Here is a 26,753-nt window from a genome sequence, read left to right on the forward strand (position 1 = left end):
CTGCCTTGTTTATTTCTGTTGCTGTTCTTTTTGCCTGCGCGCGGCCTCTTCGAGCACCTGCTGCCACTTGGCGACCCCGGGCCTCAGGTTGAGCCCCTTGAGAAAACGCTTGCCGAACCAGGCCGCCGCGGCGGCGCCCAGGACGAGCACGGAGAGCGGCACGCCGATGGCCCACAGCACCAGGAACACCATCGCCCCCATGCCGGCCAGCACCTTGAGCGTGCCCGGGGGGATGGCCTTGCTGCCGTCAGCCTTCGCGGCCTCGCCAGCCGGCGATTCACGCCGTGCGACGGTGGTCCCCTGCGCACCGGGTGAAGGCGTCATGCCGACGTCCAACCCGTGCTCGGATTCCTTGCCCGGGACACGGACGGACTGGCCGGCCCGCGCCGACAGCTGCTCCACGTAACGGGCGAAGTCGCCGTTGGGGGGTGTGTTCGATTCGGTGTTCATCAGGCCCTCCAATCGGGAAGTCGCGCGGCAATTTCCGTCATCAGTTCGCGCGCCAGCCGCAGCTTGGGCGCGCGGGGCAGCTCGCGCACGCCCTTGGCATCCACCAGCAGCAGCGCGTTGTCGTCCTGCCCGAAGGTCAGCGGGCCGATGTTGCCCACCAGCAGCGGAATGCCCTTGCGCTCGCGCTTGGCCTTGGCGTGCTCGGCGAGGTTCTCGCTCTCGGCGGCGAAGCCCACGCAGAACAGTTTTTTGGTCTGCGCGCGCTCGCTCTTGGCCACGGTGAGCAGGATGTCGGGGTTCTCGACGAAGTGCAGCACCGGCGTCTGGCCGCTGCCGTCCTTCTTGATCTTCTGGTCGCTGTGCGTCGCCGGACGCCAGTCGGCCACGGCGGCTGTTGCTACAAAAATGCTAGCTGCCTGCGCCGCACGGGTGGTGGCTTCGAGCATCTCCTGCGCCGACAGCACGTCGATGCGGCTCACGCCGCGCGGCGTCGGCAGGTGCACCGGGCCGGCCACCAGCGTGACCTCGGCACCGGCCTCGCGCGCCGCACGGGCGATGGCAAAACCCATCTTGCCGGACGAATGGTTGGTGATGCCGCGGATCGGGTCCAGCGCCTCGAAGGTCGGGCCGGCCGTGACCAGCACCTTCTGCCCTGCCAGCAGCTTGGGCTGGAAGAAGGCCGTGATGTCCTCGAGCAGTTGCGCCGGTTCGAGCATGCGCCCGTCGCCGGTTTCGCCGCAGGCCTGCCAGCCGCTGCCCACGCCCAGCACGGTCGCGCCGTCGGCCGACACCTGCATCAAATTGCGCTGCGTGGCCGGATGGGCCCACATCTCGCGGTTCATGGCCGGGGCGATCAACAGCGGCACGCGGTCGGTCGGGCGTGCCAGGCATAGCAGGCTCAGCAGCTCGTCGGAACGGCCCTGCACCAGCCGCGCGATGAAGTCGGCGCTGCAGGGCGCCAGCACGATCGCATCGGCCTCGCGGCTCAGGTTGATGTGCGGCATGTTGTTGGGCTCGCGGGCGTCCCACTGCGAGGTGTAGACGGTGCGCCCCGAGAGCGCCTGCATGGTGACCGGCGTCATGAACTGCTCGGCCGCCTCGGTCATCACGACCTGGACAGTGGCGCCCGCCTTCACGAGCAGGCGGCACAGCTCGGCCGATTTGTAGCAGGCGATGCCCCCTGTGAGTCCGAGGACGATGTGTTTGCCGGCGAGATCTTGCATGGGACATATTGTTGCTCACATACCGACAAGATCAGGAATGGGATGGCCTTCGGCCGTGGAGGCACAAAGGGGACACCTATAATCGCAATTTCCCACTGCCCGGATTCACGCGTCCGGAACTGGCATGACCAAATTTGTCTTCGTCACCGGTGGTGTCGTATCTTCCCTTGGCAAGGGAATCGCCTCCGCCTCGCTCGCCGCGATCCTCGAATCGCGCGGCCTCCAAGTCACCCTCATCAAGCTCGATCCGTACATCAACGTCGACCCCGGCACGATGTCACCGTTCCAGCATGGCGAAGTGTTCGTCACCGATGACGGCGCCGAGACCGACCTCGACCTCGGCCACTACGAGCGCTTCATCAACACGCGGATGCGCAAGGCCAACAACTTCACGACCGGCCAGATCTACAAGACCGTGCTCGAGAAGGAACGCCGCGGCGACTACCTCGGCAAGACCGTCCAGGTCATTCCGCACATCACCAACGAGATCCAGGAATACATCAAGCGCGGCGCCGGCATCGGCACGGCGCATGAAGTGGACGTGGCCATCGTCGAAATCGGCGGCACCGTGGGCGACATCGAGTCGCTGCCCTTCCTGGAAGCCGTGCGCCAGATGAGCCTGCGCATGGGCCCGAACAACTCGGCCTTCGTGCACCTGAGCTACGTGCCCTGGATCGCCGCTGCCGGCGAGCTCAAGACCAAGCCCACGCAGCACACCGCCAAGGAACTGCGCGCCATCGGCATCCAGGCCGACGCCCTGCTGTGCCGCGCCGACCGCCCGATCCCCGACGACGAGCGCGCCAAGATCTCGCTGTTCTCGAACGTGCCCGAATGGGGCGTCATTTCGATGTGGGACGTGGACACCATCTACAAGGTGCCCCGCATGCTGCACGAACAGGGCCTGGACGGCCTGATCTGCGACAAGCTGCGCATCAACACCCCGCCGGCCAAGCTCACGCGCTGGGACGAGCTGGTGTACGAGGTCGAGCATCCGCAACAGGAAGTGTCGATCGCCATGGTCGGCAAGTACGTCGACCTGTCGGACAGCTACAAGTCGCTCAACGAGGCGCTGCGCCACGCCGGCATGAAGAACCATGCGCGCGTGAAGATCGACTACATCGACTCCGAGACCATCTCGGCGCAAGACGTGTCGCGCCTGGCCAAGTACGACGCCATCCTGGTGCCCGGCGGCTTCGGCCAGCGCGGCGTGGAAGGCAAGATCTCGGCCGCCCGCTTCGCCCGCGAATCGAAGGTGCCCTACCTGGGCATCTGCCTGGGCATGCAGGTCGCCACCATCGAGTACGCCCGCCACGTGGCCGGCCTGAAGAACGCCAACAGCACCGAGTTCGACCCGGAAACGCCCACCCCCGTGATCGCGCTGATCACCGAGTGGAAGGACCGCGACGGCACCGTGAAGACGCGCGACGAGAAGTCCGACCTCGGCGGCACCATGCGCCTGGGCGCGCAAAGCTCCGACGTCTCGCCGGGCACGCTGGCGCACAGCATCTACGGCGACGTGGTCACCGAGCGCCATCGCCACCGCTACGAAGCCAACGTCAACTACCTGGACGAGCTGCGCAACGCCGGCCTCGTGATCTCGGCGCTCACGCAGCGCGAGCACCTGACCGAGATCGTCGAGCTGCCGCAGAACGTGCACCCGTGGTTCATGGGCGTGCAGTTCCACCCTGAGTTCAAGTCAACGCCGTGGGGCGGCCATCCGTTGTTCAACGCCTTCATCAAGGCGGCGCTCGACCACAAGGACAAGGGCGCGGGCAGCACCAACAAGACGCTCAAGGCAGTGGCATGAAGCTTTGCGGATTCGACATCGGGCTGGACCAGCCTTTCTTCCTGATCGCCGGCCCGTGCGTGGTCGAATCCGAGCAGCTGCAGATGGACACGGCCGGCACGTTGAAGGAAATCACCGCGTCGCTGGGCATCCCGTTCATCTTCAAGAGCAGCTTCGACAAGGCCAACCGCTCCTCGGGCACGAGCTTTCGCGGCCCGGGTCGCGACAAGGGCCTCGAAATTTTGGCCAAGGTGAAGCGCGAACTCGGCCTGCCCGTGCTGACCGACGTGCACAACCATGAAGACATCACCGAGGCCGCCAAGGTGGTCGACGTGCTGCAGACGCCTGCCTTCCTGTGCCGCCAGACCGACTTCATCCACGCCGCGGCGCAGTCGGGCAAGCCGGTGAACATCAAGAAGGGCCAGTTCCTCGCACCGCACGACATGAAGAACGTGATCGACAAGGCCCGCGCTGCCGCCAGGGAAGCCGGCCTGGACGAAGACAGCTTCATGGCCTGCGAGCGCGGCGCCAGCTTCGGCTACAACAACCTCGTCTCGGACATGCGTTCGCTCGCGATCATGCGCGAGACAAAAGCGCCCGTGGTGTTCGACGCCACGCACTCGGTGCAGCTGCCCGGCGGCCAGGGCACCAGCTCGGGCGGCCAGCGCGAGATGGTGCCGGTGCTCTCGCGCGCGGCCGTGGCCGTGGGCGTGGCCGGTCTCTTCATGGAGACGCACCCCGACCCGAACAAAGCCCTGAGCGACGGCCCCAACGCCGTGCCGCTCAAGCACATGAAGGCCCTGCTCGAGACGCTCGTCGCGCTCGACCGGGTCACCAAGAAAAACGCTTTCCTCGAGGACAGTTTTCAAGCATGAGCAGCGGTTACGTCATCGCCCACGTCGAAGTCACCAACCCGACGCAGTACGAGGAATACAAGAAGTGGTCGAGCGTCGCGATGCAGGCGCACGGCGCCGAAGTCTGCGTGCGCGGCGGCCAGGTGCAGCCGCTCGAAGGCGACTGGAAGCCCACCCGCGTCGTCGTGCTCAAATTCCCCAGCTTCGAGAAGGCCAAGGCCTTCTACGAGACGCCCGAATACCTGAAGGCGCGTGAAGCGCGTGCCGGCGCCGCCATCATGAACATGATCGCGGTCGAAGGCCTTTGATTCCGTTTTTTGCCAGTCCACTCCACCAAGAGACCCAGAGAAAGAGATAGAGATGAGTGCAATCGTTGACATCGTCGGCCGCGAAATTCTCGACAGCCGAGGCAACCCCACCGTCGAGTGCGACGTGCTGCTCGAGTCGGGCACCATGGGCCGTGCGGCCGTGCCCTCGGGCGCTTCGACCGGTTCGCGCGAGGCCATCGAGCTGCGCGACGGCGACAAGAGCCGCTACCTCGGCAAGGGCGTGCTGAAGGCCGTCGAGAACATCAACACCGAGATCTCGGAAGCCGTGCTGGGCCTGGACGCCAGCGAACAGGCCTTCCTCGATCGCACGATGATCGACCTGGACGGCACCGACAACAAGGCCCGCCTGGGCGCCAACGCCACCCTCGCCGTCTCGATGGCCGTGGCCCGCGCCGCGGCCGAAGAGTCGGGCCTGCCCCTGTACCGCTACTTCGGCGGCATGGGCGGCATGCAGCTGCCGGTGCCGATGATGAACGTCATCAACGGCGGCGCGCACGCCAACAACAGCCTGGACCTGCAAGAGTTCATGATCATCCCCGTGGGCGCCAAGAGCTTCCGCGAGGCCGTGCGTTACGGCGCCGAGGTGTTCCACGCCCTGAAGAAGATCCTGGGCGACCGCGGCATCAGCACCGCCGTGGGCGACGAAGGCGGCTTCGCCCCCAGCGTCGAGAGCCACGAAGCGGCCATCCAGCTGATCCTGGAAGCCATCGACAAGGCCGGCTACACCGCCGGCGAACAGATCGCCCTGGGCCTGGACTGCGCGGCCAGCGAGTTCTACAAGGACGGCAAGTACGTGCTGTCGGGCGAAAACCTGTCGCTCACGGCCGAGAGCTGGACCGACATGCTCGCGACCTGGGTCGACAAGTACCCGATCATCAGCATCGAAGACGGCATGCACGAAGGCGACTGGGACGGCTGGAAGCACCTGACCGAACGCCTGGGCAAGCGCGTGCAGCTGGTGGGCGACGACCTGTTCGTCACCAACACCAAGATCCTGCAAGAAGGCATCGACAAGGGCATCGCCAACTCGATCCTGATCAAGATCAACCAGATCGGCACGCTGACCGAAACCTTCGCCGCCATCGAGATGGCCAAGCGCGCGGGCTACACGGCCGTCATTTCGCACCGTTCGGGCGAAACCGAAGACAGCACCATCGCCGACATCGCCGTGGGCACCAACGCCGGCCAGATCAAGACCGGCTCGCTGTCGCGCTCGGACCGCATCGCCAAGTACAACCAGCTGCTGCGCATCGAAGAAGACCTCGGCGACATCGCCGTCTACCCGGGCCGCGGCGCGTTCTACAACCTCAAGTAGCGCCTCGCAGCCTGCATGCGCGCGCGCTTCGTCCCTCCTCTCATCCTGGTGCTGCTGCTGGTCATCCTGCAGTGGCAGCTGTGGAACGGGCGCGGCAGCGTGCGCGAGGTCGCCCAGCTGAGAACCCAGCTGGCCGACCAGAAGGACGCCAACGCCAAGGCCGCCCTCAACAACGAGCGGCTCGCGTCCGAAGTCAATGACCTGAAAGACGGCCTCGAGATGGTCGAGGAACGCGCGCGCGCGGAACTCGGCATGGTCAAACCGAACGAAGTCTTCGTGCAGATCGCGCACTGATCCTTTCCTTCGCCGCTTCTCGATGCCAGAGCTTCTCTCGGCCTCCGCCTTTGCGCTGTGGGGTTCTCCCGTCACCTGGCTCGAGCTCGTCGCCGCCGTGCTCGCGCTCGCGATGGTCGGCTGCAACATGCGCGAAATCCACTGGGGCTGGCCGCTGGCGATCGTCAGCTCGCTGCTCTACGTGGTGGTGTTCGCCAACGCACGCATCTACGGCGACGCCTCCCTCCAAGTCTTCTTCGCTGTCGTCGCCCTGTGGGGCTGGGCCCAATGGCTGCGCGGCTTTCGCGCCGACGGCAGCGCCTTGCGGGTCAGCCGGCTGTCGCCGCGCGGCACCGCATACGCCCTCGTGGCCTGCGCCATTGCGTGGCCCGTGGTCGCCCTCTTCCTGCGCCGCTTCACCAACACCGACGTGCCCTGGTGGGACGGCTTTGTCACCGGCCTGAGCCTGGTCGGGCAGTTTTTGCTCGGACGCAAGTTCATCGAGAACTGGCTCATCTGGCTGGCCGTGAACGTGGTCAGCGTGGGCCTGTTCATCCACAAGGGCCTGTGGCTCACGACAGCGCTGTACGCGGTGTTCGCCGTGCTCAGCGTGGCCGGCTTCCTGGCATGGCAGCGACGCCTGCCGAAGGCCGCCGCGAAGGCGGTGCCCGCATGACACCGAACCTGCCGACCGGCTGCGTCATCGCGCTCGTGGGCGCCGAGAGCACGGGCAAGACCGAGCTCTCGCGCGCCATCGCACAGCGCCTGCAGGACCGCGGCACGCCCGTCACGCTGGTGGGCGAGTACCTGCGCGAATGGTGCGAGCGCGAGGGCCGCACGCCCCGCCCCGACGAGCAGCAGGCCATCGCTGACGAACAGATGCGCCGCATCGACGCCGCTGCGGCCACGGGCGTGGTGGTGGCCGACACCACGGCACTCATGACAGCGGTCTACAGCGAGCAGCTGTTCGCCGACACCTCGCTCTACGACAGCGCGCTGGCCGCGCAGCGGCGCTATGCCATCACGCTGCTCACCGCGCTCGACCTGCCCTGGGTGGCCGACGACATGCGCGACGGCCCGCATGCGCGCCAGCCGACCGACACGCTGGTGCGCGCCGCGCTCACGCGCGCCGGGCTCTCGTATTCGGTCGTGCACGGTAGCGGCGGCGAACGGCTTGCGAACGCCTGGAACGCGATCAACACCATCGCCGGCAACGAAGGCCGTGCCCGCACGCGCACCCGCCGCGATGCCAAGCCCGCCTCGTGGACATGGCCTTGCGAGAAGTGTTCCGACCCGGAATGCGAACATAAGCTCTTCAGCGACCTGATGGCGCGCCGCGACCCGCCCTGAGCCTTCCGGCTCCTGCGCGTTCGCGCGCCCTCTCCCCTTCACCGGAGACACGATGCCCGTTTCGATTGCTGCGCGCCCTGCCTCGCGCGCTCCCGCCGCCGCTTTCCTCGCCCTGCTGCTGACCGCCGGCACGGCTTCTGCGGCCCCCGCGGCCGCCACCGTCGAGAACGCCACCACCCCGACCGCCTGCGCCGAGGAAGACAACGTGTCGATGGTGCTGCGCGGCGACGGCATCCGCCGCCTGCGCATCGAAGCGCTGCAGCCCAGCTACCTCGGCACCATCGGCAACGACGTCACCGCGCCCGATTTCTCGGGCTGCAATTTCGACGGCGGCGCCCACCCCACCGACCCGGCGCACCGCTTCAGGAAGCGCACCGTCGTGCTGCTCGACAACGCACAGTGGCGCATCGTCGGCATGACGCTGCCGACCTTCTGGCGTCCGGCGCGCGTGCCGGTGCAGGTCGGCGCGCGCCACGACCGCGGCTTTCACCTGCTGCAGGTGTTCAAGAAGGAGAACGGCAAGGCGCTCGAGGCCATCGTGCTCTACCCCTCCGACGGCTACTGGCGCCTCAAGCCGCTGCCCGAGGCGCGCTTCGGCGACGGCGTGTACGGCTCGTCGTTCCTGCTCGGCCCGGTCGTGCAGGCCGGGCGGCCGGTGGTGGACATCGCATCGATCCGCGTCGTACCGAAACCGCTGGCCATCCACCTGCGCTTCGCCGACGGCGGCAGCGCCGTGGCGCGCGTGACCGAGATCAGCCGCACCCGCACTGCGCTCGACGTGACGCTCTCCAAGCCCACAGCCAGCGCCAAGCAGCCCTTCGCGGTGCTGCGCTCGATGTACGTGGCGCCCGACAACGCCGACATGAGCGAGGTGCGCTGGCAGGCTTCGCCGAAGGCGGCCGAGCAGGCGTTGCCGCTGCCCGAGGTGAAGACGCTGAATGCCACGCAGGTGCGCTTCGGCCGCAGCCTGCCCTCCAAGCACAACACGAGCGCGCCCGACATCGCATTCGGCGCCTTCGACGACGCAGCGCGTTGAGCTCAGGCCGCGCGCCGCACCTCGCCGGGCGTGAGGCCCAGCACGCGGCGCATGCAGCGCGCCATGTGGCTCTGGTGCGAGAAGCCGCTCTCGAGCGCCACGAGACTGGCGGGCAGCTCGCTGTTCAGCAGCAGGCTGCGCGCGCGGTCGACGCGGCGATGCACCACGTAGGCATGCACCGCCTGGCCGGTGGAGCGCTTGAACTGCGTCTTCAGGTGCGAGGCGCTCAGGCCCGCAACCTCGGCCAGCGCGGCCAGCGACAGGTCGCCGTCCAGGTGCGCCTCGATGAACTCCGTGACGCGTTTCAGCTGCAGCCGCGTCAGCCCCTGCGCGGGTGACGGCGCCACCTGCGGGCCGGCCGCGATCAGTTGCACCGCGAGCGCGGTGCCCAGGCTGTCGGTGTAGAGCCGGCCATTGGGAAAGCCCGCGCGCCGTTCGGCGTCGAGCGCCCAGGCGATGTGCTCGATCTGCGGGTCGCGGAACTGGTGGCGTTCGCCGAGCACCGCGCGCTCGGCCGGCAGGCCCATCTCGTCGGCCGTGCGCACCAGCAGCGCGGGCGCCATGCGCACCACGACCGAGGTGCTCGGCGACTCTTCATGCCAGATGTCGGTGCTGCCGGCCGGCAGGATGTCGAGGTCGCCGCGCGTGTAGAGAAAGCGGTGGAACTGGCAGGCGCCCGCCACCGGCGCGCCCGCGTGCAGCTTGAGGCGGTGGTCGGGCAGCGCCTCGTAGCCGACCACGCCGCCGGGGGTCTGGCGCACGTCGACGCGCAGGCTGTCGGTGGCGGGCGGCGCGACGAAGCTGTCGGCCGACAGCGCCACCTCGGACGCCGCACCACCGTGCCCGTGCAGATCGGTGTCCAGATCGGTATCGCTCATCGAAACATTATGGGCCGCGGGCGGCGTGCATGCCGTCGGCCGTTTGTGCTCCCCCACGGCTGAACGTGCGCGACCGCAAGCCGTGCGATCCGGATCATCGACGGCCATGAACACCACACCCCACACCCCCTACGCAGGCAAGAAGGCCGTCATCACCGGCGGCACCCTCGGCATGGGCCTGGCCACCGCGCAGGCGCTGCTCGACGGCGGCGCCGACGTGCTCGTGACCGGACGCAACCCGCAGAACCTGGAGGCCGTGCGCCGCGTGCTCGGCCCGCGCGCACATGTACTGGCATCTGACACGGCCTCGCTGGCCGACATCGACACCCTCGCCGCCACCGTGCGCGAGTGCTTCGGCCGCATCGACCTGCTGCACATCAACGCAGGCATCTCGTCGCTCGAACCCTTCGAGCAGGTGACCGAGGCCGGCTACGACCGCGCCTTCGCCGTCAACACCAAGGGCCCGTTCTTCACCGTGCAGCGCCTGGCGCCGCTGATGCCGGCGGGCAGCGCCATCGTCTTCACCTCGTCCATCGCGGACGAAGGCGGCATGCATGGCATGAGCGTCTACAGCGCCACCAAGGCCGCGCTGCGCTCGATGGCCTCGGGCTTCGCGGCGGAGCTGGTGACACGCGGCATCCGCGTGAACGTGGTGAGCCCCGGCTTCATCGACACACCCACGCTCGGCGTGACCGACGCGAGCGCCGAGGAGCGCGCCGAGTTCATGCGCCTGGGCGACCAGATCACGCCGATGCGGCGCCACGGCACCTCGGCCGAAGTGGCGCGCGCAGTGCTGTTCTTCGCCTTCGAGGCGACCTTCACGACGGGCGCCCGACTCACCGTCGATGGCGGGCTGGGCCAGGGCCTGACGCCGGCGGCCGCCTGATCCGATCTCTCACCAAGGACCTCACATGACCGACGTTTCCCTCATCGGCCTCGGCCCCATGGGCATCGCCCTCGCGCGCGCCCTTCAATCGTCGAAGTTCACGCTGACGGTGTGGAACCGCACCGCCGAGCGCGCCACGCCCCTCCTGAACCAGGGCACGGTGCTCGCACCGACGGCCCTGGCCGCAGTGCAGGCCAGCCCCGTGGTGCTGGTCTGCGTGGCCGACTACCCGGCGTCGCGCGCCATCCTCGCCACGCCCGGCGTTCACGACGCACTGCGCGGCAAGGTGCTGGTGCAGCTGAGCACCGGCACGCCGCAGGACGCGCGCGACGACTGGGCCGCGCTCAGCGGCGTGGCGTACCTCGACGGCGCCCTGCTCGCCACGCCGGGCCAGATCGGCCGGCCCGACACGCCGCTCTTCATCTCCGGCGAAGCACGCGCCCTCGCCGCCTGCCGGCCGCTGCTCGAAGCCATCGCCGGCAACATCCAGCACATGGGCGAGCCGATCGGCAACGCTGCGGCCTGGGACCTGGCCACGCTCTCGTGCATGTTCGGAGCGATGAGCGGCTTCTTCCACGGCGTGCGCATCTGCGAAGCCGAAGGGCTGCCGGTGGACGGGTTCTCTCAGATGATCGGCGCGATCTCGCCGGTGCTCGGCGAAATGATCCAGGCCGAGGGCGAGGCCATCCACACCGGCCAGTACGGCGAGCCCGAGAGTTCGATGGCCACCTGCGCGGGCTCGGGTCGGCTCTTCGTGAAGCAGGCGCGCGAGGCGCAACTCGACGCGGGCTTTCCGGATTTCCTGAAGGGGCAGTTCGAGCGCGCGCTGCGCGCGGGCCTGGGCAACGAGCGCCTGGCCGCGATGGTCAAGGTGCTGCGGCAACCGCCGCAGCCCGCTTGAACCGCGTCGCGCTTACTGGACGACCGGGCTGCCCGGCAGCTGGTCGCCCAGCGGCTTGAACAGCTGCGCGGTGTCGACCGCATCGAAGCGGTACTGCTTGCCGCAGAAGTCGCAGCCGACCTCGATGTCGCCGCGCTCGGCGAGGATTTCCTCGGCCTCTTCCACGCCCAGCCCGCGGATCATCTGCGCCACGCGCTCGCGGCCGCAGGTGCACGCGAAGTGCGGGCCCAGCAGGCCGGCCTGCGGTTCGAAGCGCAGCAGCTTCTCTTCCCAGAACAGGCGGCGCAGGATGGTCTCGACGTCGAGCGTGAGCAGCTCGTCGCGCGTGAGGCTCGACGCCAGGATCGAGATGCGGTTGTATTCCTCGTTGCGGCCGATCTGGTCCTGGTGCGCCTCGTCGTGCACCTGCTGCGAGGAGCCTTCGAGGTTGCCCTCGCCCTTGATGGGCAGGCGCTGGATCAGCAGGCCGGCCGCCACCTTGTCGTCGGCGGCGAGCACCAGCGTGGTGTCGAGCTGTTCGCTTTGCAGCATGTAGTGCTGCAGCACGTCGCTGAGCTTGCCCAGCTTCTGGCCGTCGTCGCCGAACAGCGGCACGACGCCCTGGTACGGCGTGGTGCCGGGCAGCTTGTCTTTCGGGTCGAGCGTGATGGCGCAGCGGCCCTTGTTGTTCACGTTGACCATGTCGGGCAGGCGCGCGTCGGCCGGCAGGTCGCCGATCACCTTGGCGGTGGCGCGCAGGCTCAGGTCGGGCTTGGCCTCGGCCACGGCCACCTTCACGGGGCCGTCGCCGAAGATCTGCAGGATGAGTGCGCCGTTGAACTTGATGTTGGCCTGCATCAGCGTGGCCGCGGCCGTCATCTCGCCCAGCAGCTCGGCCACCGGCGGCGGGTAGGCGCCGGTGGCGGTGTTGGAGGCGCGCCGCGCAAGAATCTCCTGCCACGCATCCGTCAGGCGCACGATCATGCCGCGCACCGGCAGGCCATCGAACAGGAATTTGTGCAGCTCGCTCAAAACGGAATCTTTCTCTCTGTGCCTGCGCGGGTCAGGCGATTTTTTTCAGGCCCTTCGCGAAGCGATGGGCGTTTTCTACATAGTGCTCGGCGCTTTGCCGCAGCTTGGCGGCGGCGGCATCGTCGAGCGTGCGCACCACCTTGGCGGGCGAGCCGATGATGAGGGAGTTGTCGGGAAACTCCTTGCCCTCGGTCACGACGCTGCCGGCGCCAACGATCGAATTGCGGCCGATCTTCGCGTTATTCAAGACCACCGCCTGGATGCCGATCAGCGAGTTGTCGCCGATGGTGCAGCCGTGCAGCATCACCTGGTGCCCCACCGTCACGTTGTCGCCGATGGTCAGCGGGCAGCCGATGTCGGCGTGCAGCACCGACAGGTCCTGGATGTTGCTGTTGCGCCCGATGGTCAGCACCTCGGTGTCGCCGCGCAGCACGGCGCCGAACCAGACGCTCGCGTTCTCGGCCAGTTCGACATTGCCCATGACCTGGGCGCTGTCCGCGACCCATGCGCCTTCGCCAAGGCGCGGGGCAATGCCATCCAATTCGTAAATCGCCATCGTGGTTGTCTCCGGAGGGGCAAAACTAGAATTGTAGGGATGCACCCCCGATTGAGCGCGCTGGCCGCGCTGCGCCTGACAGACCCCGACGACAAGGTGGCCGCCACGCGCGCCACGGCTGCACAGGCAGCTACCATTTCCATAGCACTCGAGCCCCTGCGCACGCCCGGCGACGACGACGGCGTGCCCGGCCGCCCCGAGCGCCCGCTGCGCGTGGCCGCCACCGCCGTGCAGAAGCGCTCGCCCTTCACGCCCGAAGGCCGCGCCGCGCTGATCCATTCGATCTGCCACATCGAGTTCAACGCCATCAACCTCGCGCTGGACGCCGTGTGGCGCTACGACGGCATGCCCGAGGCCTACTACCGCGACTGGCTGCGCGTGGCCGACGAGGAGGCGCAGCACTTCACGCTGCTGCACACGCACCTGCAGGCCATGGGCTGGCGCTACGGCGACTTTCCGGGCCACGACGGCCTGTGGAACATGTGCGAAAAGACGAAGGACGACGTGCTCGCACGCATGGCGCTGGTGCCGCGCACGCTCGAGGCGCGCGGGCTCGACGCCACGCCGCTGATCCAGTCCAAGCTCAAGCGCGTGAACACGCCCGACGCGCTGCGTGCGGTCGAGATCCTCGACATCATCCTGCGCGACGAAGTGGGCCACGTGGCCATCGGCAACCACTGGTACCGCTGGCTGTGCGAGCGCGCAGGGCTCGACGCCGAAGCCAACTACCCGGCCTTGGTCGCGCGCTACGACGCGCCGCGCCACAAGCCACCTTTCAACCTCGAAGCACGCGGCCGGGCGGGCTTCAGCCCCGCAGAACTGCGCGCGCTGACCGACTCCCGCCCCGAATAATTCTCGTGATGACCGATGTGATTTTCGACCAGACCTGGTCACGCGCCGAGCTGCAAGCCTGCCTGCAAGGCCGCGACACGCCGCCGCATTTCGAACGCTGCCATTTCGACGAGGCCGACCTGTCGCGCCTCGATCTGCGCGGCGCGCAGTTCACGCTGTGCAGCTTCGCCGAAACCTCGTTCGACCGCGCGCAGCTGGCCGACACGCGCTGGACCGGTTGCCGTGCGCGCCAGGCCGACTTCGGCCTGGCCGACCTCACGAACGCGCGCTTCCAGGACTGCGACCTCAACAACACGCAATGGGCGCGCGCCAAGCTGCCCTCGGCGCTCTTCACGGGCGTGAAGCTCACGGGCGCGCACCTCGGCGAGGTGTCGGCGATGGGCGTGGTGTTCAAGGACTCGCTGCTGGTCGACGCGCACCTGCGCGGCCTGTCGTTCCGCAAGCAGACGCTCGCGCAGCTCGACCTGTCGGAAGCCGACCTGTCGGGCTGCGATTTCCGCGAGGCCATCTTCGAAGGCGGCAGCCTGCGCAACGCGCACCTGAAGCTGGCTCGCTTCGAAGGCGCCGACCTGCGCGACGTGGACCTGGGTGGCCTGCGGCTGGCCAACGCCGCGCCGTTCAAGGGCGCGACCATCTCCCACCGCCAGGCCGCCGCGCTGGTCGAGGAACTGGGCCTGCGCGTCGTCTGAATCGCCCGAGGATCAGGACGTCGCGGTGCGGCTGTGCACCACCAGCTTGGGCGTGAAGTACTGCAGCACCTCGCCGCGCTGGTTGCGCGTCTGGCAGCGCATCGAAACCATCGCGCGGCCGGGCTTGGAGCGCGAGGGCGTGATGTCGACCACCTCGCTCACCACATGCAGCACGTCGCCGGGCCGCGTCGGCTTGGGCCATTGCAGTTCGCCGCCCGAGCCGATGATGCCGTCGGCCAGCGGGATGCCGCTGTCGACCAGCAGCTTCATGGTGAGCGCCGCCGTGTGCCAGCCGCTCGCGGCCAGCCCGCCGAAGAAGGTGTTCTTGGCGGCCTCTTCGTCGGTGTGGAAGGGCTGCGGGTCGAACTGCTGCGCGAAGGCCTTGATCTGTGCCGCGTCGAGCAGGTGTTCGCCGCTCTGGAAACGGTCGCCGACCTTCAGGTCTTCGAGATACAGCTTGTCCATGGGAGTCTCCTTGTTGCGTTGCCCGTCATTCTCGGGCGATCAGACACGCTCGAGGATGGTGGCAATGCCCTGCCCGCCGCCGATGCATTGCGTGGCGAGCGCATAGCGACCGTTCTCGCGCGCCAGCAGCGCCGCCGCCTTGCCCGTGATGCGCGCGCCGGTGGCGCCCAGCGGGTGGCCGATGGCCAGACCGCCGCCGTCGAGGTTGACGGTGGCCGGGTCGAGCCCGAGGTCGCGGATGCAGGCCAGCGCCTGCGACGAGAAGGCCTCGTTGATCTCGACCACGTCGAGGTCGGCCACGCTCAGGCCTGCGCGTGCCAGCGCCTTGCGCGTGGCAGGAATCGGGCCGATGCCCATGACGGCCGGGTCGACGCCCACGGTCGCGAACGAGCGGATGCGCGCCAGCGGCTTCAGGCCGTGCTTGGCGGCGAAGGCGTCGCTGGTGACGAGCACGGCCGCCGCGCCGTCGGTCAGCGGCGACGAGGTGCCGGCCGTCACCACGCCGTCGGGACGGAACGCGGGCTTGAGGTTGGCCAGCGCCTCGGCCGAGGTCGAGGGGCGGATGCAGCCGTCGGCATCGACCACCTCGCCGGAGGGCAGGCGCACCGGCACGATCTCGCCGGCGAGGCGGCCCTGCGCACGCGCCTCGGCCGCCTTGCGGTGCGACTCGACGGCCAGCGCCTCCTGGTCGGCGCGGCTCACGTTCCAGCGCTGCGCGACGTTCTCGGCCGTCTCGCCCATCGAGATGTAGGCATCAGTGTTCGCCAGCAGCTCGGGACTGGGCGAGAAGTTGAAGCCGCCCTGCGGCACCATCGTCATCGACTCCACGCCCACGCACAGAAAGGCGTCGCCCATGCCCGCCTCGATCTGCGCGGCGGCGATGTGCACGGCCTGCATCGACGAGCCGCAGAAGCGGTTCACCGTCATGCCGCCCACCTCGTGCGGCAGCCCGGCCAGCAGGCCGACGATGCGCGCGAGGTTGTTGCCCTGCGACGCCTCGGGGTAGGCGCAGCCCAGGATGATGTCTTCGAGCAGCGCGGGGTCGAGGTCGGTGCGCTGCAGCAGGCCCTGCACCACGCCGGCGGCGAGCGTGTCGGGGCGCACTTCGGCCAGCGCGCCCTTCTTGGCGAAGTGGAACGGGGAACGGGCGTAGGCGGAAATCACGGCTTTCATGGGAATACTCCTTGGAGAAAAACTACCTTCCAATCGGTAGGCTTCGGGGTTCAAAAAAAGGCACGTCCAGCGTGCCCGTGGTGAAACGGATCGGTCAGTCCAGCGGCAGCGCGCGCCGCAGTTGGGCGATGGCGTCGTCGAAGTCTTCGACGCGCCCCGTCATGCGCGACGCGAGCAGCGCACCCTGGCACGACGAGAACACGAAGGCCGCGAGCGAGGCCACGGGGTTGTCTTTCTGCGCCTGCGCCGGCACCAGCGCGCCGAGCACGCCGGTGAGCCACATCACCTGGGTGTTGCGCAGGGCCTGCACGGCCTGGCGCAGATCTTCGTTGATGCAGTCCCAGCCCGGCGCCAGCGCGCCCGCCGGGCACAGGCCCGAGCCGGCCTTCAGCGTGTTGCGGTACATGCGGAAATAGGATTCGAGCGCGTCCTTGGGCTCGCGCGCGCGCGCCGCCACCCAGTCCTTGAAGCCCTGCGTGGCGCCCTGGATCACCGCGATGCCCAGCGCTTCCTTGGTGGGAAAGTGGTGGTAGAGGCTGGCCTTGCGCACGCCCACCGCGTTGGCCACGTCCTGGAAGCTGAAGCCCAGGTAGGAACGGGTTTCGATGAGCCCACGCGCCACCGCGAGGATCTGATCGCGGGTGCCGCCGGGGGCCAGGGTGGAAGCGTCGTGCATCTACCTACTATAAGGTAGGGAAATCAACCCCTGCAAGCGCCGGGGTCAATCGGCCTTGATGCCCGCGGCCTTCACGATGCGGCCGTTGCTCTCGAACTCGTTGGCGATTTCCTTGGCGAAGGCGGCCGGCGTGCCCGGGGCGGGCACGTTGTCGGTGGCCGTGAGCTTGGCGCGCAGCTCGGGGCTGGCGAGCGCCTTGTTGATCTCGGCGTTGTACTTCGCGACCAGCGCCGCCGGCGTGCCCGCGGGCGCGAACACGCCGAACAGCGAATGGATGTTGGCCGCGCTGTAGCCCAGCTCGGCCAGCGTGGGCACCTGCGGCAGGCTCTCGAGCCGCGCGGGTGCGCCGGCCGCCAGCGGGCGCAGCTTGCCCGACTGGATGTGCGCCGACAGCGTCGGGCTGGCGTTGGTCGACAAAATTTCGAACTGCCCGCTCAGCGCATCGTTGAGCTGCTGGCCGCCGCCCTTGTACGGCACGTGCGTGATGTCCACGCCGGCCGTTGCGCGCACCTGCTCGAGCACGATGTGCCCGAGCGAGGCCGGCCCCGACGTGGCCCAGCGCACCGCGCCGGGCTGCGCCTTGGCTTCGGCGATCAGTGCGCGAAAGTCCTTCGCCTTGCTGGCCGGCGTGGCCACCAGCAGCACGGGCGAATACATCACGCTGGCCACCGGCACGATGTCCTTCAGCGGGTCGAACGGCAACTTGCCCAGGTGCGGGCTCAGCACCAGCGGGCTGATGGCCGAGAAGCCCAGCGTCGCGCCGTCGGGCGCGGCCTTGGCCACGGCGTCCATGCCGATGGCACCGCTGGCGCCCGCGCGGTTGTCGACGATCACCGTGGTTCCCAGCTGCACGGCGAGCCGGTCGCCGAGCGCGCGGGCGACCACGTCGCTCACGCCGCCCGCCGGGTAGGCCACGATGAGCCGCACGGTGCGCGGCACGGCCTGCGCATGCGCGCCGCTGGCCGCGCACAGCGCCGCGGCGGCGAGCAGCCGGGTCGTGGTGCGGCGCGAAGGCTTGGAGGCGGCGAGGAAGTTCATGGTGTCGATGAAAGGCATGCGTCGAAGAGAAGAAGAAAGATCGGTCAGTCCAGCTGCAGCTTGCGCTCGCGGATCAGCTTGGACCATTTCTCATTGTCCGCCTTGACGAAAGCCGCGAACGCCGCCGGGCCGAGCGGATGCACCTCGGCGCCGGCCGTCGCGAACTTGGCCTTGATCTCGGGTGTCGCCAGTGCCTTCGCGAGTTCACCCGACAGGCGATCGACCACCTCCTTGGGCATGTTGGCCGGGCCGACCAGCCCCTGGAAGCCGACTGCTTCCATGCCTGCGAGGCCCAGCTCCTTCACCGTCGGCACGTCGGGCAGTTGCGGGTCACGCACGGGGCCGGTCACGGCCAGCGCCTTGAGCTTGCCGCCCTTCACCTGCGGCAGCAGCACGCTGCCCGCGTCGATGAGGATCTGCGTCTGCCCGCCGAGCAGGTCCTGCACGGCCGGCGCGCTGCCCTTGTACGGCACGTGCGTCATGTCCAGGCCCGTCACCTGGTTCATGAGCTCGCCGTTCAGATGCGTCGAGGTGCCGTTGCCGCCCGAGGCGAAGTTGACCTTGCCGGGCTGGCCCTTGGCCCACGCCACGAACTCCTTGAGGTTCTTGGCCGGATGGTCGGGCCGCGTCACGGCGATGTAGCTGCCCTGGCTGATCTGGCCGATGTAGGTGAACTGCTTGATCGGGTCGTACGGCGGCTTGCTCTGCAGGTACGGCGCGATGGCGAAGGGGCCGGTGTTGGCCAGCAGCAGCGTGTAGCCGTCGGCCGGCTGGCGCGTGAGTTCGGTCGCCGCGATCATGCCGCTGGCGCCCGGCTTGTAGTCGACCACCAGCTGCTGCTTGAGCGCCTCTTGCAGCGGCACCTGCACCGTGCGCGCCGCGAAGTCGATGCCGCCGCCGGGCGGGTAGCCGACGATCAGGCGGATGGGCTTGGCGGTGGGAAAGCCCTGGGCGATGGCCAAGCCGGCGGTCGTGGCCAGTGCGAGGCCGGTGCAGAGTCTGCGAAGGTTCATGGATGTCTCTCGATGTCTCTTGAATAAGAGCGTCCATTTTGAAACATCGCCGGACCTCCGGCTCGCACCTGCTCAGGCTTCCTGCGCCTCCACGTCGTTGCCGATGAAGTTGCGCCCGCGCGCCCCGCCCTGCGCATGGCGCAGCATCTCGCGCGCCTCGTCCTCGCCCACGCCGTAGTCGGCGAAGCGCGTCTTCACGCCCAGCGATTCGATGAAGGCCGCGAGCTGCGCCGGCGCGTCGGCCAGCGGCATGCGCAGCGCCTGCGCCAGCACCGCGTCGCGGTCGGGCCGGCGGCCGATGGCCCGCGCCAGCACCATCGGCAGCGGGAACGAACAGGCGATGCCGTGCGGCAGGCCGTAGCGCAGCGTCATCTCGTACGAGATGGAGTGCGCGAGCGCGGTCTTGGTGTTGGAAAACGCCATGCCCGCCTTCAGCGCTGCCAGCGCCATGCGTCCGCGCAGTTCGACGTCGTCGAGCCGGGCCATGAGCTGCGGCAGCACCTCCAGCGTGTCCTGCACGGCCGCCACGGCGAAGGTGTCGGACAGCGGATTGGCGTTGACGTTCCAGATGGCTTCGAGCGCGTGCGACAGCGCGTCGAGCCCGCTCTGCAGCGTGACCGCCGCGGGCAGCGACAGCATCAGCTCAGGGTCGATGACGGCATAGGTCGGCCAGGTCTGCGGCAGGTGCAGCGAATACTTCTTCTGCCGCTCGCGATCCCAGATGGTGGCCCACGGCGTGACCTCGCTGCCGGTGCCGGCCGTGGTGGGCACGGCGATGAGCGTCTTGTGGCGCGTGGCGACGAAGGGCCGCTCGCCCGCGAGCCCCGCCACCAGGTCCGCGAAGCGCCCGTGGTCGTCGGCCACCATCAGCGCCTTCGCGGTGTCGATGGCGCTGCCGCCGCCGACCGCGACGATCACCTCCACGTCGGCGTGCGTGCGCCAGAACCATTCGTAGGTCTCGGCCAATTCCGCCACGTCGGGGTTGGGCCGCGTCTGGTCGAGCGTGCAGGCCAGCGCGTCGCCGAGCACCGACGCCAGCCGGTCCAGCAAGCCCAGCGCACGCGCCTCGGGAAAGGTCACCAGCGCGGCGCGCCGGCCTTCGAGCAGCGTCGGCAGGGACAGCAGGGCCCCTGCCCCGTACACGCTGTGCACGGGGTTGTGGTAGTTGGCGCTCATGGGAAAGTGGCTTCAGGAGGCGGCAAGAGCCGCAGGGAGGGAGCGGGCCATCAGCGCGCGCCCTGCTGAATCCAGCCGCGCAGCCGGGTCGAGAGGTAATCGGCCGTCATGACCATCACGACGATCACCAGGATGCAGGTGGCCGTGTCCTGGTACTGGAACAGCTTCATGCTGCCCACGAGCTCGAAGCCGATGCCGCCCGCGCCCACCATGCCCAGCACGGTGGCCTGGCGCAGGTTGGTCTCGAAGCGGTAGACGATCACGCCGATCCACGCGGTGACCACCTGCGGAATCACGCCGAAGATGATGGTCTGGATCGGCCCCGCGCCGGTGGCGCGCAACGCTTCGATCGGGCCCTGGTCGATCTCCTCGATCGACTCGGCGAAGAACTTGCCGAGCATGCCCGCGCCATGCAGCGCCAGCGCCAGCACGCCGGGGAACGGACCGAGGCCGACGGCCGCCACGAAGATCAGCGCCAGGATGATCTCGTTGATGCCGCGCGTGATGTTCAGCACCTGCCGCATCGCGTGGAACACGGCGACGTTCGGCGAGATGTTGCGCGCCGCGAAGAAGCACAGCGGCACCGCGAGGATCACCGCCAGCAGCGTGCCCCACAGCGCGATCTGCACGGTCTCGATGGCCGGCTTCACGAGCTTGCCCATGAACTCCCAGTTGGGCGGCAGCATGCGCCCGAGGAAGTCGGCGATCCAGGGCATGCCCTTGCCGAGTTCGCTGAAGCTCACCTGGCTGCCGATGGCCGCCCACCAGAACACGCCGATGCCGGCGAGCACGGCCACGGCGTATTTCCACCAGCCGGGGTTGCCGGCGCTTCGGGCGATCAGCAGGTTGTAGCGTCCGAGGGCGATCATGATTGCTCCATGGCGAGTTGCGGGGCGGTGCGCACCGGCGCCGCATGAAGGGCGGCGGCGGGCACGCTCGGCGTTGCGGTGTCAGGCTCTGCGCCCGCAACGGCGGCCTCGGTGCCCTCTTCCACACCGCCCGGATAGATGAGGTGCAGCACCTCGTCGGTCAGTTCGTCGGGCCGGCCTTCGAACACGATGCGTCCGGCCGCCACGCCGATCACGCGCTGCGCGAACTCGCGCGCGTAGTCGACCTGGTGCAGGTTGCAGATCACCGTGATGCCGTCCTGCCGGCTGGCCTGCTTCAGGTAGTTGAGCACCTTGCGCGAGGTCTTCGGGTCGAGGCTGGCCACGGGCTCGTCGGCCAGGATCACCTTGGGCTTTTGCGCCAGTGCGCGTGCAATGCCCACGCGCTGCTTCTGCCCGCCCGAGAGCGTGTCGGTGCGCAGGTCGGCCTTGGGGTCGAGCTCGACGCGGCGCAGGCATTCGCGGGCGATGGCGATGTCCTTCGCGGGGAACACCTGGAACCACGACAGGAGCGCGGGCATGGAACCCAGCCGCCCCGTCAGCACGTTCTTGAGCACCGACAGGCGCGGCACCACGTTGTAGTGCTGGAAGATCATCGCCACGTCACGGCGCACCTTGCGCAGGCCGGCGCGGTCGCCGCGCGAGCGCTCGCCGTCCACGTGGATCTCGCCTTCGCTCGGCTCGGCCAGGTGGTTGATGCAACGCAGCAGCGTCGACTTGCCCGCACCCGACGCACCGAGGATGACGACGAACTCGCCCTTGGCCACCGTGAGGTCCACACGGTGGAGCGCGGTGAAGTCGCCGTAGCGCTTGCACAGCCCGCGGATCTCGATCATTTCATCTTCCTCAGGTCGAGGTTCAGCACCTTGGCCGTGTCGCGGATGATGTTGTAGGCCGCGTCGTTGGTCGGGTGGAAACCGTTGAGCAGGCCCTGGTCGGACCAGGGGATGTCCTTCACCTGCAGGAAAGCGGCCTGCACGCGCGTCTTCAGGTCGGCGGGCAGGTCCTTGCGCCACACGGTGGGCGACTCGGGGATCGGGTCCGACTTCCAGACCTCGACCAGGTCCTCGCGCTTGACCAGGCCCTTGGACACCGCAGCGTCGAGGATGCGGTCGGCGATGGCCGCGGCATCGACCTTCTTGTTCTGCACCGCGATCGCGCTCGAGTCGTGCGAGCCCGAGAAGATCACGCGGCCGAAATCCTTGTCAGGGTTGAAGCCCGCCTTCAGCAGGCCGGCCTTCGGGAACAGATGGCCCGAGGTGGAGCTCGGGTCGACGAAGGCGAAGGTCTTGCCCTTGAGGTCGGCCACCGTCTTGATGCCGGTGTCCTTGTGGGTCACGATCTGGCTGTGGTACGAGGTGCGCCCGGCCTTCTTGGTCTCGGCCACCGCGAAGGCCTCGATGTCGGCCACCGTGGTGCCCAGCACATACGAGAACGGGCCGAGGTAGGCCACGTCGAGCCGCTTGGAACGCAGCGCTTCGATCACGCCGTTGTAGTCGGCTGCCACGAAGGGCTTGACCGCGAAACCGAGGGCCTTGGACAGCATGTCCATCATGGCCTGGCTGTTGGCAATCATGGCGCGCGAGTCCTCGGAAGGAATCAGCCCGACAGTGAGAACCTGCTGTGCCCGTGCCATCGGCACGAAGGCGGACGCTGTCACGGCGGCAGTGCCGAGCAGCAGCTTTCTACGCTTCATCATGGTTGTCTCCAGTGGTCTGCGTTGCATGGAATCCTCAGGTCGTTTCGAAGGGCAAAAGTACCCGTCTCGAGTCTTCCAGTCGTGCGTGTCATGGTCATGACAACGCGAGGATTCGGGACGTCCGGCGTGTTTCTGTCGAGGCCTGGTCCGTCTTGAGCGCGAGTACATCACTGGTACTCATATCGATCAAATTCAAATTTTTTCGATGATCTATATACTGAACCTATAGATCAGAAAGGCTCCCGCGATGCGCCTCACCCAGCTGCGTTCCTTCTATGCCGTGGCCCGCGAAGGCAGCTTCACGCGGGCCGCCGAGCACCTGCACGTGAGCCAGCCCACCATCACCACGCAGGTGCGCTTTCTCGAAGAGGCCTACCAGGTCGAGCTCTTTCACCGGCGCGGCCGGCGCGTGCAACTCACAGAGATCGGCGAACAGCTGATGCAGCTCGCGCAGCAGATCTTCAGCCTCGAAGGCGATGCGGTGGCGCTGCTCGGCGACGCCGGCAAGCTGCGCACCGGCCACCTGCGCGTGGCGGCCGTGGGCCCGTACCACGTGACCAAGATGCTGGTCGACTTCAGCCTGCGCTACCCCGACGTGAAGGTCACGGTGAGCACCGGCAATTCACAGGACGTGCTCGACCGCCTGCTCGACTACAGCGCCGACGTCGGCGTGCTCGCGCAGCTGGTGCGCGACGACCGCTTTCTGTCGGTGCCCTTCAGCCAGCACCCGGTCGTGATGTTCGTGCCCTCCACGCACCGCTTCGCGAAGCGTCGCAACATCCGGCTCGCCGAGCTGCAGGGCGAACGGCTCATCCTGCGCGAGCAAGGGTCCACCACACGCAAGGCGCTCGAACTGGCGCTGGCCAAGGCCAAGGTCGAGGTCGACGTGGTGATGGAGATCAGCAGCCGCGAAGTGATCCGCGAAGCCGTGGCGCAAGGCCTGGGCATCGCGGCCGTGTCGGGCGTGGAGTTCGTGCCGGGGCCCAACCTGCACATGGTCGGCTTCAGCGACACCGAAATTTTTACCTACGCCCACGTGCTGTGCCTGGCCGAGCGACGCGAGATGCGCATGGTCAGCGCCTTCTACGACACGCTGGTGCCGGCCATCGAGGCGCGCAAGCGCAAGAGCTGAGAACGAACGCAGCCTCAGCCGCGCGGATGGTGCTGCGCGTGCAGCTGCTTCAGGCGCTCGCGCGCCACGTGCGTGTAGATGGTGGTGGTCGAAATGTCGGCATGGCCCAGCAGCAGCTGCACCGCGCGCAGGTCGACGCCATGGTTCAGCAGATGCGTGGCGAACGCATGGCGCAGCGTGTGCGGCGACAGCGGCACATGGATGCCTGCCGCGGCCGCCTGCTTCTTCACGATGACCCAGAACATCACGCGCGTCATGCCCGCGCCGCGTGCGGTCACGAACAGGTCGGGTGTCTGCTGGCCGTCGAGGATCACGGGACGCGACTCGTCGAGGTAGCGCTCGATCCAGCGCCGCGCCTCGCCGCCGAAGGGCACGAGGCGCTCCTTGTTGCCCTTGCCGAGCACGCGCAGCACGCCGTCGTTCAGGCTCATGTCGATGGCCTTCAGGGCGACCAGCTCGCTCACGCGCAGGCCGCTCGCGTACATCAGCTCCAGCATGGCGCGGTCGCGCAGGCCGAGCGGGCTCTCGACATCGGGCGCGGCCAGCAGGTCGTCGACCTGCTTCTCGGACAGCGTCTTGATGGCGCGCGGCATCTGGCGCGCGGGCATGAGGCGGATGCTCGGGTCGGCCGTGATGCGCCGCTCGCGCAGCGCCCAGCGGTAGTAGCGCTTGAACACCGTGAGCCGGCGGTTCGCCGACGTCGCCTTGCCCTTGGTGGACAGGCGCACGCCCATGTAGGCCTGCAGGTCGGTCTCGCGCGCGGCGTCGAGCCCCATGCCGCCGCGCTGTTCGCGCAGCCACTGCGCGAACAGCGCGAGGTCGCGGCGGTAGGCGGCCAGCGTGTTCTTCGACAGCCCGTCTTCGAGCCAGAGGGCGTCGATGAAGGTGTCGATGTCGGCGGTGGGGGGAGCGGCGGCGGCCTCGGTCATGCGGTGCAAGATAACAAAAGAAAAAGCCGCCCGGAACGCGGGCGGCTTTTGTGGGAAGCGAAGCCGATCAGTCGAGCTTGAGGTTCTGCTTCTTCACGACCTGCTTGTACACGTCGAACTCGGCCTTGATCTGCGCGGCGAACTGGTCGGGCGTGTTGGCCACGATCAGCGATCCGGTGTCCTCGATGCGCTTCTTCACGGCCGGATCTTCCACCGCCTTCTTCACGCCCGCGTTGATCTTGTCGACCACTTCCTTCGGCAGGCCCTTGGGGCCGAGGATGCCGTAGTAGGCCATGCGGTTGACCGGCTCCAGGCCGACTTCCTTGAAGGTCGGCACGTTCGGCAGGCCGGCCACGCGCGTCGGCGCCGACACCACGATCGGCACCAGGCGGCCGCTCTGGATGAAGGGCATCGCCGAGGGCAGGTTGTCGAAGATGATCGGCACCTGGCCGGCCACCACGTCGTTCAGCGCCGGGCCCGCACCGCGGTACGGGATGTGCGTGACGAAGGTGGTGGTCAGGCTCTTGTACAGCTCCATCAGCAGGTGGCCGATGCCGCCCGTGCCCGACGAGGCGTACGAATACTTGCCCGGATTCTTCTTCAGCTCGGCCACGAACTCGGCGTAGTTCTTGGCCGGGAAGCTCGGGTTCACGGCGATCACGTTCGGCGTGGCCGCGATGTTGATGATCGGCGTGAAGTCGGTGATCGGGTCGTACGGCGTCTTCGGGTTGATGGCCGGGTTGGCCGCCGTGCTCGACACCGTGGCCACGCCCAGCTTGTAGCCGTCGGCCGGTGCGCGCGCGGTTTCAGCCGCACCCACGATGCCGCCGCCACCGGCGCGGTTGATCACCACCACGGGCTGACCCAGCACCTTGCCCAGCGGGTCGGCGATCACGCGCGCCACGATGTCCGTCGTGCCGCCGGGTGCGAACGGCACGCTCAGTTCGACCGGCTTGGTGGGATAGCCCTGCGCGAAACTCTGACCTGCCACTGTGACCAGCGCGGCAGCGCCCACGAACGCGCTCCATTGACGACGTTGCATCGATAACTCCTTGACTTGACGGAACCGGCCGGGGCGGCCGGAAAAAAGCGAAGCCCGGATGCTAGCGGGTCGGGGCTTTCCGTCATGCTGTGGAATACCCACGGTTGTGCCGGTTTATGCTCGAAGCGGTGAACTACGCGCAGCTGCTCTTCCCCGATTTCTCCCTCATCGCCATCGGCTGGCTCCTGTGCCGCTACACCGCGCTCGACCGCCGTGTGTGGGACCAGGTCGAGAGCCTTGTGTATTACTTTCTATTTCCCGTCCTGTTGTTCCATTCGATCGTGCGCAGCCCGCTCGACTTCGGTGCGACCTCGAGCCTGCTGACCGCGGGCGTGGGCGTCGGGCTGGCCGGCATCGCGATGGCCTACGCCCTGCCCTTCGTGCCGGGCCTGCGCTCGCACATCGACCGGCACGACCATGCCGCGAGCGCGCAGATCGCGTTCCGCTTCAACTCCTTCATCTGCCTGGCGCTGGCCGAGCGGCTGGCCGGGCCCGAGGGCCTGCTGCTGATCGCGGTGCTGATCGGCGTGTGCGTGCCGATGTTCAACATCGCCGCTGTTTGGCCGATGACGCGGCATGCGCAGACGGGCTTCGTGCGGCAGCTGGTGCGCAATCCGCTGATCGTGGCGACGCTGGCGGGGCTGCTGGCCAATGTACTGGGGCTCACGGTGCCTGGCTGGTTGACGCCGACGCTCACGCGGATCGGGGCTGCGTCGCTGGCGTTGGGGCTGCTGGCGGCGGGGGCGGGGATGCAGTTCGCGACGTTGGGGAGGGGGAAGGTGTTGGCGATGTCTGTGCTGGCGATACGGCATTTCTTCTTGCCGCTCGTGGCTTGGGGGTTGTCGCTTGCACTAAAGCTGGACGCTACGCAGGCTTCGGTGTTGATGGCTTTTTCTGCTGTGCCGACCGCTTCGAGTGCTTATGTGTTGGCGGCTCGGATGGGATACAACGGGCCTTATGTGGCTGGGCTGGTGACGCTGTCTACGATCTTGGGGGTGGTTAGCTTGCCGTTTGCGTTGGCTCTGCCTCGGTAGTTTCAGCATCCCTGTGGGTTTGCTTCCCGGGGCCGGGTCTCGGCCCGGCGGCCGACCTACTTTTCTTTGCTTCGCCAAAGAAACGTAGGCAAAAGAAAGG

At 68.0% G+C, this 26,753-nt stretch carries 30 protein-coding genes; 14 read left to right on the forward strand and 16 right to left on the reverse strand.

What is annotated here, in order from left to right; translation table 11 throughout:
• Positions 1–9: 9 nt before the first annotated feature.
• Positions 10–450 carry a hypothetical protein gene (locus AC1RAD_RS17255; RefSeq protein WP_492736169.1) on the reverse strand — a complete coding sequence of 147 codons (441 nt, stop codon included), beginning with the start codon at positions 448–450 and terminating at the stop codon, positions 10–12.
• Positions 450–1,673: a bifunctional phosphopantothenoylcysteine decarboxylase/phosphopantothenate--cysteine ligase CoaBC gene (gene coaBC, locus AC1RAD_RS17260; RefSeq protein ID WP_492736171.1), complete on the reverse strand. Its 1,224-nt coding sequence runs from the start codon at positions 1,671–1,673 to the stop codon at positions 450–452. The genes AC1RAD_RS17255 and coaBC overlap by 1 nt, the downstream gene beginning before the upstream one ends.
• Before the next feature lie 124 nt (positions 1,674–1,797).
• On the opposite strand from coaBC, the gene pyrG reads away from it, so the two are divergent.
• From pyrG to AC1RAD_RS17300, 8 genes are read left to right on the forward strand one after another with little or no spacing between them, the layout of a single operon-like run.
• Complete coding sequence (gene pyrG, locus AC1RAD_RS17265; RefSeq protein ID WP_070059524.1) at positions 1,798–3,480, forward strand: CTP synthase; 1,683 nt, start codon at positions 1,798–1,800, stop codon at positions 3,478–3,480.
• Entirely contained in the window at positions 3,477–4,334 is an 858-nt protein-coding gene (kdsA, locus tag AC1RAD_RS17270; protein WP_492736173.1) for a 3-deoxy-8-phosphooctulonate synthase, read from the forward strand. The genes pyrG and kdsA overlap by 4 nt, the downstream gene beginning before the upstream one ends.
• Positions 4,331–4,621, forward strand: coding sequence for a DUF1330 domain-containing protein (locus AC1RAD_RS17275; RefSeq protein ID WP_062474654.1), 291 nt, complete (start codon positions 4,331–4,333; stop codon positions 4,619–4,621). The genes kdsA and AC1RAD_RS17275 overlap by 4 nt, the downstream gene beginning before the upstream one ends.
• Before the next feature lie 52 nt (positions 4,622–4,673).
• Positions 4,674–5,957 (forward strand): phosphopyruvate hydratase, encoded by a 1,284-nt coding sequence (gene eno / locus AC1RAD_RS17280; RefSeq protein ID WP_062474653.1) that lies wholly within the window; start codon positions 4,674–4,676, stop codon positions 5,955–5,957.
• 15 nt (positions 5,958–5,972) lie between these two features.
• On the forward strand, positions 5,973–6,251 hold the full coding sequence (ftsB, locus tag AC1RAD_RS17285; RefSeq protein WP_070059525.1) for a cell division protein FtsB: 279 nt from the start codon (positions 5,973–5,975) through the stop codon (positions 6,249–6,251).
• A 22-nt stretch (positions 6,252–6,273) separates the two neighbouring features.
• Positions 6,274–6,906: a nicotinamide riboside transporter PnuC gene (gene pnuC, locus AC1RAD_RS17290; protein WP_101492291.1), complete on the forward strand. Its 633-nt coding sequence runs from the start codon at positions 6,274–6,276 to the stop codon at positions 6,904–6,906.
• Positions 6,903–7,580, forward strand: coding sequence for an AAA family ATPase (locus tag AC1RAD_RS17295; RefSeq protein WP_492685705.1), 678 nt, complete (start codon positions 6,903–6,905; stop codon positions 7,578–7,580). Before pnuC ends, AC1RAD_RS17295 begins: the two co-directional genes overlap by 4 nt.
• A 52-nt stretch (positions 7,581–7,632) precedes the next feature.
• The gene (locus AC1RAD_RS17300; RefSeq protein ID WP_492736175.1) at positions 7,633–8,616 is read left to right on the forward strand and encodes a hypothetical protein; all 984 of its coding nucleotides are present in this window, start codon (positions 7,633–7,635) and stop codon (positions 8,614–8,616) included.
• Positions 8,617–8,618: 2 nt separating this feature from the next.
• Here AC1RAD_RS17300 and AC1RAD_RS17305 read toward each other — a convergent pair whose 3' ends face one another.
• Positions 8,619–9,494: an AraC family transcriptional regulator gene (locus tag AC1RAD_RS17305; RefSeq protein WP_307590465.1), complete on the reverse strand. Its 876-nt coding sequence runs from the start codon at positions 9,492–9,494 to the stop codon at positions 8,619–8,621.
• Between the two features lie 106 nt (positions 9,495–9,600).
• Here AC1RAD_RS17305 and AC1RAD_RS17310 point away from each other — a divergent pair, with 106 nt between their 5' ends.
• Together AC1RAD_RS17310 and AC1RAD_RS17315 are read left to right on the forward strand one after the other, a co-directional pair.
• Positions 9,601–10,380, forward strand: coding sequence for an SDR family oxidoreductase (locus AC1RAD_RS17310; protein ID WP_492736178.1), 780 nt, complete (start codon positions 9,601–9,603; stop codon positions 10,378–10,380).
• Positions 10,381–10,405: 25 nt separating this feature from the next.
• The gene (locus AC1RAD_RS17315) at positions 10,406–11,281 is read left to right on the forward strand and encodes an NAD(P)-dependent oxidoreductase (RefSeq protein WP_492736180.1); all 876 of its coding nucleotides are present in this window, start codon (positions 10,406–10,408) and stop codon (positions 11,279–11,281) included.
• Between the two features lie 12 nt (positions 11,282–11,293).
• Here AC1RAD_RS17315 and hslO read toward each other — a convergent pair whose 3' ends face one another.
• Both hslO and AC1RAD_RS17325 read right to left on the reverse strand, forming a co-directional pair.
• On the reverse strand, positions 11,294–12,292 hold the full coding sequence (gene hslO / locus AC1RAD_RS17320) for an Hsp33 family molecular chaperone HslO (protein WP_307590459.1): 999 nt from the start codon (positions 12,290–12,292) through the stop codon (positions 11,294–11,296).
• Positions 12,293–12,323: 31 nt separating this feature from the next.
• Entirely contained in the window at positions 12,324–12,848 is a 525-nt protein-coding gene (locus tag AC1RAD_RS17325; protein ID WP_070059531.1) for a gamma carbonic anhydrase family protein, read from the reverse strand.
• Positions 12,849–12,887: 39 nt separating this feature from the next.
• Here AC1RAD_RS17325 and AC1RAD_RS17330 point away from each other — a divergent pair, with 39 nt between their 5' ends.
• Together AC1RAD_RS17330 and AC1RAD_RS17335 are read left to right on the forward strand one after the other, a co-directional pair.
• Positions 12,888–13,700 carry a ferritin-like domain-containing protein gene (locus AC1RAD_RS17330; protein ID WP_492736182.1) on the forward strand — a complete coding sequence of 271 codons (813 nt, stop codon included), beginning with the start codon at positions 12,888–12,890 and terminating at the stop codon, positions 13,698–13,700.
• A gap of 8 nt (positions 13,701–13,708) precedes the next feature.
• Positions 13,709–14,389: a pentapeptide repeat-containing protein gene (locus AC1RAD_RS17335; protein ID WP_492736184.1), complete on the forward strand. Its 681-nt coding sequence runs from the start codon at positions 13,709–13,711 to the stop codon at positions 14,387–14,389.
• Between the two features lie 12 nt (positions 14,390–14,401).
• Here AC1RAD_RS17335 and AC1RAD_RS17340 read toward each other — a convergent pair whose 3' ends face one another.
• The 9 genes from AC1RAD_RS17340 to phnD form a co-directional block, all read right to left on the reverse strand.
• Positions 14,402–14,854: a MaoC family dehydratase gene (locus tag AC1RAD_RS17340; RefSeq protein WP_062474638.1), complete on the reverse strand. Its 453-nt coding sequence runs from the start codon at positions 14,852–14,854 to the stop codon at positions 14,402–14,404.
• Positions 14,855–14,893: 39 nt separating this feature from the next.
• Positions 14,894–16,027, reverse strand: a complete 1,134-nt coding sequence (locus AC1RAD_RS17345; RefSeq protein ID WP_492736186.1) for a thiolase family protein — start codon at positions 16,025–16,027, stop codon at positions 14,894–14,896.
• 94 nt (positions 16,028–16,121) lie between these two features.
• On the reverse strand, positions 16,122–16,703 hold the full coding sequence (locus AC1RAD_RS17350) for a TetR/AcrR family transcriptional regulator (RefSeq protein WP_095947288.1): 582 nt from the start codon (positions 16,701–16,703) through the stop codon (positions 16,122–16,124).
• Between the two features lie 45 nt (positions 16,704–16,748).
• On the reverse strand, positions 16,749–17,741 hold the full coding sequence (locus AC1RAD_RS17355; RefSeq protein ID WP_492736220.1) for a Bug family tripartite tricarboxylate transporter substrate binding protein: 993 nt from the start codon (positions 17,739–17,741) through the stop codon (positions 16,749–16,751).
• A 44-nt stretch (positions 17,742–17,785) separates the two neighbouring features.
• The gene (locus AC1RAD_RS17360; protein ID WP_062482231.1) at positions 17,786–18,754 is read right to left on the reverse strand and encodes a Bug family tripartite tricarboxylate transporter substrate binding protein; all 969 of its coding nucleotides are present in this window, start codon (positions 18,752–18,754) and stop codon (positions 17,786–17,788) included.
• Positions 18,755–18,826: 72 nt separating this feature from the next.
• Positions 18,827–19,930 (reverse strand): iron-containing alcohol dehydrogenase PsrA, encoded by a 1,104-nt coding sequence (psrA, locus tag AC1RAD_RS17365; RefSeq protein WP_492736187.1) that lies wholly within the window; start codon positions 19,928–19,930, stop codon positions 18,827–18,829.
• Between the two features lie 50 nt (positions 19,931–19,980).
• Positions 19,981–20,799 (reverse strand): phosphonate ABC transporter, permease protein PhnE, encoded by an 819-nt coding sequence (gene phnE, locus AC1RAD_RS17370; protein ID WP_062482225.1) that lies wholly within the window; start codon positions 20,797–20,799, stop codon positions 19,981–19,983.
• Entirely contained in the window at positions 20,796–21,653 is an 858-nt protein-coding gene (gene phnC / locus AC1RAD_RS17375; protein ID WP_139705637.1) for a phosphonate ABC transporter ATP-binding protein, read from the reverse strand. Before phnC ends, phnE begins: the two co-directional genes overlap by 4 nt.
• Positions 21,650–22,513 (reverse strand): phosphonate ABC transporter substrate-binding protein, encoded by an 864-nt coding sequence (gene phnD / locus AC1RAD_RS17380; protein ID WP_062482233.1) that lies wholly within the window; start codon positions 22,511–22,513, stop codon positions 21,650–21,652. The genes phnC and phnD overlap by 4 nt, the downstream gene beginning before the upstream one ends.
• Before the next feature lie 250 nt (positions 22,514–22,763).
• Here phnD and AC1RAD_RS17385 point away from each other — a divergent pair, with 250 nt between their 5' ends.
• On the forward strand, positions 22,764–23,648 hold the full coding sequence (locus AC1RAD_RS17385; protein ID WP_062482221.1) for a LysR substrate-binding domain-containing protein: 885 nt from the start codon (positions 22,764–22,766) through the stop codon (positions 23,646–23,648).
• Between the two features lie 14 nt (positions 23,649–23,662).
• Here the strand turns inward: AC1RAD_RS17385 and xerD are convergent, their stop codons facing one another.
• Both xerD and AC1RAD_RS17395 read right to left on the reverse strand, forming a co-directional pair.
• Entirely contained in the window at positions 23,663–24,577 is a 915-nt protein-coding gene (xerD, locus tag AC1RAD_RS17390) for a site-specific tyrosine recombinase XerD (protein WP_307590446.1), read from the reverse strand.
• A gap of 67 nt (positions 24,578–24,644) precedes the next feature.
• The gene (locus AC1RAD_RS17395; RefSeq protein WP_070059541.1) at positions 24,645–25,619 is read right to left on the reverse strand and encodes a tripartite tricarboxylate transporter substrate binding protein BugE; all 975 of its coding nucleotides are present in this window, start codon (positions 25,617–25,619) and stop codon (positions 24,645–24,647) included.
• Positions 25,620–25,735: 116 nt separating this feature from the next.
• Between AC1RAD_RS17395 and AC1RAD_RS17400 the strand changes: the two genes are divergently transcribed.
• Entirely contained in the window at positions 25,736–26,653 is a 918-nt protein-coding gene (locus AC1RAD_RS17400; RefSeq protein ID WP_492736190.1) for an AEC family transporter, read from the forward strand.
• The last annotated feature ends 100 nt before the right edge of the window (positions 26,654–26,753 follow it).

This window comes from Variovorax sp. GW823-FHT04B03 (genome assembly GCF_058796495.1).